Source organism: Haliea sp. (genome assembly GCF_040222615.1).
Lineage (GTDB): Bacteria > Pseudomonadota > Gammaproteobacteria > Pseudomonadales > Halieaceae > Haliea.
Genome location: NZ_JAVKCQ010000240.1, coordinates 22,927 through 32,032, shown reverse-complemented (window position 1 = coordinate 32,032; position 9,106 = coordinate 22,927). Strand labels below are relative to the sequence as shown.

Below are 9,106 nucleotides of genomic sequence, written 5' to 3'. Positions count from 1 at the left end.
AGCTGCAGCATCTGGGCGGCCAGGTAGGGGCCAGGCTGGAAAAGAAACCCTTTGCCCCGCATGTGACCCTGTACCGGGGTTGCACAGAACCGCCGCCAGCGCCCGCCGCCCCGCCCGCCATTGCCCTCGCTTACGACCACTTCACCCTGTTCGAATCACACAAGGGCAGGCAGGGTGTGAGCTACCATGCCGTGGAACACTGGCCCCTGCGGCGCTAGAGCTGCGGTACTTCCGCCTCGTCAATCGGTATCTCCGCTCGGCCGATGCGCTCGGCCCGCTCCTGCAGGGTCTGCGCCGCGTCCTCCAGCCCGATCATGATCACGAAGCGCTGCTCGCGGATGCCCTGCAGGCAGTACTGGGCCAGCTCGTCCAGGTCCTGGAACTGCAGTTCCCAGCCGGCGCTGGCGGCGGCCTCCTTGAACTGCTCGATGGTGGGCGCCGGGATCGCCGGCTGCTCCCGCGCCAGCGTCTGCGGCCGGTTGCGGTCCGTGGTCCAGATGCCCGTATCCAGCAGCCCGCCGGAGGGGTAGAACACCGAGGCGCCCAGTGCCGTGCCCTGGGACTTCAGCTGCGCCGCCAGGCACTCGGTGAGGCAGGACACCGCCGCCTTGCTGGAGGCGTACACGGACTGGTAGGGCAGCGCGGAAATGCCGCCATCGCCGGAAGATGTATTGACGACGTAGCCCGGCTCGCCGGAGGCGATCATGCGCGGGACAAAGGCCTGGATACCGTGCACCACCCCCAGCACATTGACCCCGTGCACCCACTTCCAGTCGTTGGGGGTGGTCTCCCAGATATTGGCGGAAGGGGCGGCGACACCGGCGTTGTTGAACAACAGGTGGCAGCGACCATGGCGTGCAAACACCTCGTCGGCGAGGCGTGTCACCGAAGCCGCGTCCGCGACATCGGTCACCACGCCGCTGATATCGCCGAGCCCGGCGAACTCCGCGGTGACGCGGTCCAGGGCGGACTGCTCGACATCGGCCACCACCACATGGGCGCCCTCCTGCAGCAAGGCCTTGACCAGGGCGCGGCCAATACCGCTGGCGCCACCGGTTACTACTGCCACTGTATCGGAGAAATTCTGCATGTCACTGCTACCTTCTGTTATTGGAGTGGCCCACAGTATCCGCAGCGGGGGGTGGCTTGCCCAGCCCGCAAAGGTATTAGCGCCTGTCAGTTCAAGTTACGCGACTCCCGACAGATCGACTACCATTGGGATTCCACATTTGACCAGAACGAGGAGCGCTGAGTATGGCCAAGCAACAGCAGCAGGACCCGGATGGCATCCGCCTGCCGATCAAGCTGGACAGCACCTCCAACGGTGAGTTCATGCCCATCCCGCTGGACGCCATTCACCATCACGCCAACCGCCTGGCCCTGGCAAACGCCGACCGCAACGCGCGCCGCCGTGGTGTGGACCGCCGTTCGTTCCTGGTGAGCGCCTGCGGTGCCGCCAGCACTTTGCTGGCCTTCAACAGCGCCTACGCCGCCAGCGGCGAGCGCGGCGGTTACTTTGAACTGGACCCGGAAGCGGCCCGGGACCCCGAGCTGGCCGCAGCGGGCGTCGAAGGCAAGGAATTCATCTTCGACGTCCAGGGCCACTTCGTGAACCCGACCGGCGCCTGGACTGAACAGCTGCCGGAGGATGCCCGCCCCCTGTCCGGCCTGCCCAATGCCAGTTGCGCGGAGGGTGAGGGCCCCGGCCGCGCCTACCTGGACTGCTTCAACTCGGAACAGTTCGTGCAGGACGTATTCATGGATTCGGATACCGACCTGATGGTGCTGTCCTTCGTGCCCTCGCGCGCGGATGCAGAGCCGCTCACCATTGAAGAGGCGGCGGCGACAGCGGAAATCGTCGAGCGCATGCACGGCAGCCACCGGCTGCTGCTGCACGGCCGGGTCAACCCCAACCAGCCCGGCGATCTGGATGCCATGGACCAGCTGGCCGAGCACTGGGGCGTCAGTGCCTGGAAGACCTATACCCAGTGGGGGCCGGAGGGCAAGGGTTTCTGGCTGGACGACCAGGACACCGGTATTCCCTTCCTGGAGAAGGCCCGTGCGCTGGGAGTGAAAATCGTGGCGATACACAAGGGCCTGCCCTTCGGCCCGGACTCCTACGAACACTCCACCTGTGCCGACATCGGCCGGGCCGCCAGGCTGTACCCGGACATCAGCTTCCTGGTCTACCACTCGGGCTATGTGGCGGGTGTCAGCGAAGGGCCCTACGACCCGAACCGGGAGGACGGCATCGACGCCCTGGTGACTTCGCTGCGCGACAACGGCATCGGCCCCAACAGCAACGTCTACGCGGAACTCGGCAGTACCTGGCGTTTCCTGATGCGCGACCCGGACAGCGCCGCCCACAGCCTGGGCAAGCTGCTGAGCTACGTCGGCGAAGACAATGTCCTCTGGGGCACGGATTCGATCTGGTACGGCTCACCCCAGGACCAGATCCAGGCCTTCCGCAGCTTCCAGATCGCAGACAAGCTGCAGCAGATGTACGGCTACCCGAAGATGACGGCGGCGCTGCGCGCGAAGGTATTTGGTCTCAACGCGCTAAAGCCTTACGGCCAGCAGGTTGCAGACCTGCTGCCCGGCTTCGGCCTGGACAGGGTTGCGGCGCTGCGCAGCGACTACCGCGCGCAGCCCGACCCGCACTTTCGCACCTACGGCCCCAAGAGCCGGCGCGAGTTCCTGAACCTGATGCGCTGGGGAGCCTGAGCCTGGCTCAGTGCTGCCACGCGCTCACTGGCCGCTCGCCACGAGACTGCGGTAGGGCCGCAGCGCACGCAGGAACAGCAGCGACGCACTGACTGCCACCGCAATGCCGACAATGGCCAGTGACTCACCCACCAGCGCCCGATCCTGGACGATATAGTCCGTGCACAGCGCTATCAGCGTGGGACCAAGGCCCATGCCGACGCCGCTGGTCATCACCACATACACGCCGGCAATGACCCCGCGCATGGTACCGGGCGTGATGTTCTGGAGCGTACTGGCAGCCAGCGCCAGCGGCAGGGTGACCAGCACACTGGCGGCCACGACAGCCGCCAGGGCGATGTTGACACTGGAGGTCAGCGGCAGGACGAGCAGGAACGGGCACACGCCCAGACTCGCATAGCACGCCAGCCGCAGGGGATAATCGACCATCCCGCGGGCAGCCATCCAGCGCCCGATAACCGGCCCGCTGAGCACGCCCGCCGAGCCCGACAGCAGCGCGATAAAGCCGTAGCGCAGGCCCGCTTCCTGCACGCTGAGATCAAAGGTACGCACCAGGTAGCTCGGCACCCAGGCCTGCAGACCGTAAAGCACGATCACCAGCAGCGGAACGCCGACGAGGAGTGCGGCGTAGATGCTGGCCTGGTTCATCAGTACCTGGACGATTCCGGCGGACGCCTGGCCAGTCTCACCCGCGGCGGCACCGGCGGGATACAGCGACGACTGCATGCGCACAGGCTCCATGACCCGCAGAAACAGCAATGCGACCAGCACACCCGGCGCGCCCACCACCATAAAGGTCACCTGCCAGGGTTTCAGGTCCCCTACCAGCGGCAGGGTGACAACCGAGACATCAGCCATCATCCCCATCAGGGCGCCACCGAGAATCATGGAGAAGCCGGCGCCGAGGTAGGGGCCCATGAGGAAAACGCTGATCGGAAACCCGCGCCGCTCCGGCGGAAAATAGTCCGCCATCATGGACCAGGCCGCAGGAGTCAGCGCCGCCTCGCCCATGCCAACCGCGGCACGAGCGACGAACAGTTGCCGGAAACTGTTGGCCAGGCCACAGGCGGCGGTTGCCAGGCTCCAGAACAGCACACCCCCGGCAACAATCAGTTTTCGCGAGTGCGTATCCGCCAGGCGGCCCAGGGGAATACTGAACAGGATATAGGTGATGATGAAAGCGAAGCCCTGGAGCAGGCTCACCTGGGTGTCACTGATCTGCAGGTCCTGTTGAATGGGCTCGACCAGGAGATTCACGATCTGCCGGTCGACAAAGGACAGCATATAGGCAAACGTCAGCAGCAGCGTCACCCGCCAGGCGAGTCTGGACGATGGGTACGCTGCTTCCCGGTTGTCACTGCTCATCGGTTCACCTCTGGGGTAATGGGTGGGAAGATCGGGTGGAGCCTGGCCCAGTCATCGACTCGCAGCAAAGGCAGGGCATGCCGTTGCCGGAACTGTGACATGTCGACCGTAAAGGGCGATGGGCGTTGAGTGTTGTACCAGCTGTAGATGGCGTGAAGATCCGTTGCTATGCGATCTTCCGCGGCGCGATCGCCACCGCCAAACAGCCCGCCCATCCGCCGGGCGAAATCCTCCACGGGCAGGCTCTCAAAGCGAATCTCACGCCCCCATGCCCTGCTCAGGGCCGCGGCGGTCTCAGCGCCGCGCAGGGCCTCGGGCCCGCCGATAACGTAGCGTCGATCGATCGCCTCGGGATCGTCGGCGAGAGCGATCATTATCCTGGCGACGTCGTCCAGGCTGACCCAGCTCACCGGCAGGTCCTCACCATGAGGATAGCTCAACACCTGGCGCTCGCGCAGGGCGGGCAACGCCCATCCCCGAAGCATGTTCTCCATGAAAATGACGGGGCAGACGGCGGTCGCCGGAACCGGAGACGCCAGCAGGTCCTGGATGATCCCGTGACGCACATCGTGGGCGACATGGCCAACGGGGCGGTCACCCACGTACAGGCTGGCGTTGAACACAATGCGCCGGATAGCGGACTGCTCCGCGGCATGGAGAAAGTTCTGGAAGCCCTGGAGAATTTCCCCGGGGTCATTGAATGAAGCCGATGGCAGATTGAGGAATACCGTGTCAACCTGCCCCAGCACGGCCGGCAGTGTTGCCGGCGCCAACAGATCCAGCGCCACTGGCTTGACAGCGTTTGGCAATCTTGCCGGATCAGGCTGTCGCCCGGCACCCAACACGGTATGGCCAGCCGCCGCCAGGGCGGATGCCTGGCGGTAGCCCTGGTCCCCGGTGGCACCCACGACCAAAAAACGTTGCATGGACATTACTCCAGACTGCGCCAGGGCCGGAAACGGGTGTTACCCCGCTGCCGGCACCCGGGCTGCTCAGAAGCGTGTGGTCAGCTCAATGCCGTAGGTACGCGGCACGCCACCCCACACAGCCCTGTGCGTTCCGCCGTCGAAGCCGAAGTCGTGGAAGTCCTCATCGGTCAGGTTGCGACCGAAAATCGCCACCGACCAGCCATCGCCGAAACGATCATAGGTGATGCTCGCGTCGAGCAGGCCGTAGGAGTCCACGGCGATGCTGGGGCTGTTGAGAGTGTCCACGAAGTGCTCATCACGCCACTGGTAGGACACGCGGGAGAACAGTTCGGCGTTGTCACCCAGCGGCATCCGGTGCTGCAGGCCGGCGGTGAACTCAAACTCGGGAACCCGCTCGAACTCCAGCCGCTCGGCCGCCGGGTCATCTATCGCACGTTCATACACGCCGTTGCGATCGGCATCGATTCCCGGGAAGCGGTCATACTTGGCATCCAGGTAGCCGAGGGAGAAGTCGGCGGAAAGCGTGTCTGTGAGCATGACCGAGCTTTCCACTTCGATCCCCGTGATGGTCGCCTCGGCGGCATTGCGCAGCACCTGGGCCACCTGCGGGACACCATTCACAACCACAGTATCGGAGATGGTCCGCTGGATATCGTCGTAGCTGCTGTGGAACAGCGCGACGTTGAACCGCAGCCGGTCGTCCATCAGCGTGGATTTGATACCCGCTTCCCAGGTCACCACTTCCTCTTCGTCAACGGGGCCCAGCGTCTCGGGAATGGACGCCCTGATGTTGTAGGAGCCGGAGCGGAAGCCGGTGGACCAGGTGGCGTAGCCAAACACGTCATCGGTGATACGCCAGTTCACTCCCACCTTGGGGGAAAAACTGGTCCAGGTCTCATCGTCCGTCACCGTGTTCGGGCAGTCGGCCATGGACAGGGAGGCAAAGACCGTCGCATTGCCACTGAAGGGGCAGAACACCACCTCTTTCTCTTCGTGCGTCACCCGCCCGCCAAACAGCAGCGACCAACGGTCATTCAGGTTCCAGTTCGCTTCACCGAACAGCGCGTAGGACGTATCGTCGGTCAGCGCCAGGCCGACCTGCTGGAAAATCGTCGGCTGCGCGGGAGTGCCGCCGATAAAGAATTCCCGGCGCTCGCCGATGTCGTACTCCTGGGTGAAGTAGAACGCCCCTGCGGTGAACTCGATGACATCGGAGAAACTGGAGGCATAACGGGCCTCGATGGAGAACTGCTCCTGGGACTCTTCATTGTCAGGGAACGAGAACACGGTGAAGGGCGACCCGTCGAAGTCCGTGGAAGAATCGTAGCGTACTTCCCTGCCGCCGGTTATCACCGTGAAGATACCGTGGTCCGCTTCGTAGCTGGCGTCCACCACCAGCATCTTGGTCTCGCTGTCGATGTAACCCTGGTTGTTGTGGAGAATGTCGTACTTGTCTGAGGGGGGCGTATACCCGAACACCCGTTGTACCGTGGCAGGCCCGGCGACTCGAGGGTCAATCCGGCTGTCCAGGTTCTGCGCCGCGGAAGAGCCGCCACGCCCGCGGTAATACTCGCCAATCACCGCGACAGACGTGCGCTCGGTCGGCGTCCACAGCAGTGACGGCCGGATAATATTGACGTCATCCTCGGGTTTGCTCTGGCCGTTGAAGAGATTGTTGAAATAACCGTCGGCCGACCGGCTCATCCCCGCCACCCGCATGCTCAGGTTGTCACTGACCGGGAGATCCACGGCGCCGGACAGCTGCATCGTGTCGTAGTTGCCGAGCTGGAACTTGGCATAGCCGCCGAACTCCGTGCCCGGGCGCCGACTGGTGACCGACACCGCGCCACCGGTCACATTTTTGCCGAACAGGGTGCCCTGCGGGCCGCGCAAGACCTCTACGGACTGGAAATCGAACGCGGAGGCGATGGAGCTGGGCCCAAAGCCGACATAGATGCCGTCAAAGAAGGCACCCACCGCGGGGTCCTGCGAGCGGGTTGTATTGCTCACCCCGATACCGCGAATGAAAAAGTTGGCGAAACCGGGGAACGTGCCCGCCGAATTCAACTGGACATTGGGTGCCATGCGACCGATGTCCGTCAGGTCGACCGCAAAGGTTTGCTCGATAGCCTCGCCGCTGTAGACCGAGATCGCGGTGGGAACCTCCTGCACATCCAGCCCTGTCGCGCGTTTCTGGGAGGTCACCACCACCTCTTCCAGGGCGCGGGGCTGAGCCTGAGCCTGAGCTGCCGGCAGCAGCGCGGCTACCAGGGCGGAGGCCGCCGCGACGCCGATGGCCAGTGAAGTCTCTCGTGTTGTCTTGCTGATAGTTGTACGCATGAAAAACCCTTCTTATAACTTATTGATTTATATTAAAATATCTGCCGTCAGGGGCGGATTTCTGGCGCCGGAAGGCACCTCAGGTACTGCTTTTTTGTTTTTAAACTTTATTCAAAACAGGAACATAGTTGCTTGCGGCAAGCATGTCAATTATTTTCGGACACAATCGAGTCGCCCGGGCGGTGAGCCGGTTTGACAGCACCATGGACAGCGCCTAGGATCGGCGCCACAGTGTTTTTAATATAATTCAAAACAGGGGATTTGCGGATGGAAGCGACAGCACTTGAGACCCGCCTGCGGCAGCTGGAAGCGCGTGACAGCATCCGCACCCTGGTCGCTCGCTATGGGATCGCTGTAGACGATCACGATCTGCGGGATATCGCCGGGTTATTCGCCAGGGACGCGCTGTTCCGGTCCCGGGACGGGGTGATGGAAGCGCGCGGCAGGGACCAGATCGTAAGCCAGTTCGTCGCTCGCTTCTCCGTATTGGGCATCAGCAACCACGTCAGCCACGACCACATCATTACCCTGGACGAGGATGACCCTCAGCGAGCGCGGGGCCTGCTGACTGCGCATGCGGAGCTGTGGCGCAATGGACAGGCGTATGTCGCAGCCCTGCGCTATCGGGATGAGTACGTTGTGGAAGAGAGCCAGTGGCGCTTCGCTGAGCGCGAGCTCGCCTTTCTGTACTACGTGCCTGTTGCAGAGTACGCAGAGGCGCTGGGCAGCCCCCTGCGCCAGCGCGCCTATGGCGACCAGCGCCCCGCCGACTTCCCGGAGCGGCTGGCAAACTGGCAGGACTACCGCGCCGGCGGCGGGAACACGCCTACCGGGTAACGGCCCTTCAGGCGCCCTTGCCCAGGCTTTCCATGATGACCGAGAAATCTTTCTGGCCCATACCGGCTTCCTGCAACTGGCTGTAAAGCTGCTTGGCCAGCTGACCCATGCGGTTGTCCACCCCGCTGTGCTCGGCAATGGCCATCGCCAGGCCCAGGTCCTTGGCCATCAGGTCCACCATGAACCCCGGCTTGTAGTCGTTGCTGGCCGGTGCCTTTTCCATTACCCCGGGATAGGGGTTGTAGACTTCCAGCGACCAGTTGCGGCCGGAACTGGCGAGCATGATCTCGGACAGGACCTTGGGGTCCAGGCCGTTGCGGACACCCATTTCCAGTGCCTCGCAGCTGCCGATCATGTGGATCGCCAGCAGCATGTTGTTGCAGCCCTTGGCGACCTGGCCCGCACCCGCGGGGCCGGCGTGGAAGATATTCTTGCCCATGTCGGCGAGGATGATTTTCGCCTTCTCGAAGGTCGCCGCCTCGCCGCCGCACATGAAGGCCAGGGTACCCGCGGCCGCTGCGGCCACACCGCCGGAGACCGGCGCATCCATAAAACCGATGCCCAGTGCCGCCGCCGCCTTGCCCACTTCGCGCGAGGTGGGGGCGTCGATGGTGCTGCAATCCAGCACCGTGGTGCCGCTGTCCAGCTGTGCCAGCAGGCCGTCGTCACCCAGGTAAATACCCGCCACGTGCTTGCCCGCGGGCAGCATGGAGATGACGTACTCCGCGCCCACCACCGCCGCGGCGGTGGAGGCAGCGACGGTGGCGCCGGCGTCGGCGAGCTGCCGACAGGCGGCTTCAGACAGATCAAAGACCTGCACCGCGTGGCCGGCCTTGACCAGATTGACGGCCATGGGGCCGCCCATATTGCCGAGCCCGATAAATGCGACTTGCGCCATGATGGTAAAACTC

General features: G+C 63.9%; 8 protein-coding genes. 3 read left to right on the top strand and 5 right to left on the bottom strand.

Translation table 11 applies throughout. From position 1 onward, the window contains the following. A partial coding sequence (locus tag RJQ10_RS19015) for a 2'-5' RNA ligase family protein (protein WP_350149066.1) occupies window positions 1-218 on the top strand: 218 nt, incomplete at its 5' end. Here the strand turns inward: RJQ10_RS19015 and RJQ10_RS19010 are convergent. Beyond that, window positions 215-1,090: an SDR family NAD(P)-dependent oxidoreductase gene (locus RJQ10_RS19010; RefSeq protein ID WP_350149064.1), complete on the bottom strand. Its 876-nt coding sequence runs from the start codon at window positions 1,088-1,090 to the stop codon at window positions 215-217. The genes RJQ10_RS19015 and RJQ10_RS19010 overlap by 4 nt on opposite strands. A 164-nt stretch (window positions 1,091-1,254) precedes the next feature. Between RJQ10_RS19010 and RJQ10_RS19005 the strand changes: the two genes are divergently transcribed. Next, the gene (locus RJQ10_RS19005) at window positions 1,255-2,724 is read left to right on the top strand and encodes an amidohydrolase family protein (RefSeq protein ID WP_350149062.1); all 1,470 of its coding nucleotides are present in this window, start codon (window positions 1,255-1,257) and stop codon (window positions 2,722-2,724) included. Between the two features lie 24 nt (window positions 2,725-2,748). On the opposite strand, the gene RJQ10_RS19000 is transcribed toward RJQ10_RS19005, so the two are convergent. The 3 genes from RJQ10_RS19000 to RJQ10_RS18990 form a co-directional block, all read right to left on the bottom strand. Next, on the bottom strand, window positions 2,749-4,089 hold the full coding sequence (locus RJQ10_RS19000; protein WP_350149060.1) for a spinster family MFS transporter: 1,341 nt from the start codon (window positions 4,087-4,089) through the stop codon (window positions 2,749-2,751). Then, window positions 4,086-5,015, bottom strand: a complete 930-nt coding sequence (locus RJQ10_RS18995; protein ID WP_350149059.1) for an SDR family oxidoreductase — start codon at window positions 5,013-5,015, stop codon at window positions 4,086-4,088. The genes RJQ10_RS19000 and RJQ10_RS18995 overlap by 4 nt, the downstream gene beginning before the upstream one ends. Window positions 5,016-5,081: 66 nt before the next feature. Beyond that, a complete protein-coding gene (locus tag RJQ10_RS18990) occupies window positions 5,082-7,358 on the bottom strand; it encodes a TonB-dependent receptor (protein ID WP_350149057.1) in 2,277 nt (758 codons plus the stop codon). Window positions 7,359-7,625: 267 nt separating this feature from the next. Here RJQ10_RS18990 and RJQ10_RS18985 point away from each other — a divergent pair, with 267 nt between their 5' ends. Next, on the top strand, window positions 7,626-8,195 hold the full coding sequence (locus RJQ10_RS18985) for a nuclear transport factor 2 family protein (protein ID WP_350149055.1): 570 nt from the start codon (window positions 7,626-7,628) through the stop codon (window positions 8,193-8,195). 7 nt (window positions 8,196-8,202) lie between these two features. Here the strand turns inward: RJQ10_RS18985 and mmsB are convergent, their stop codons facing one another. Next, window positions 8,203-9,093, bottom strand: a complete 891-nt coding sequence (gene mmsB, locus RJQ10_RS18980) for a 3-hydroxyisobutyrate dehydrogenase (RefSeq protein ID WP_350149053.1) — start codon at window positions 9,091-9,093, stop codon at window positions 8,203-8,205. Between the last annotated feature and the right edge of the window lie 13 nt (window positions 9,094-9,106).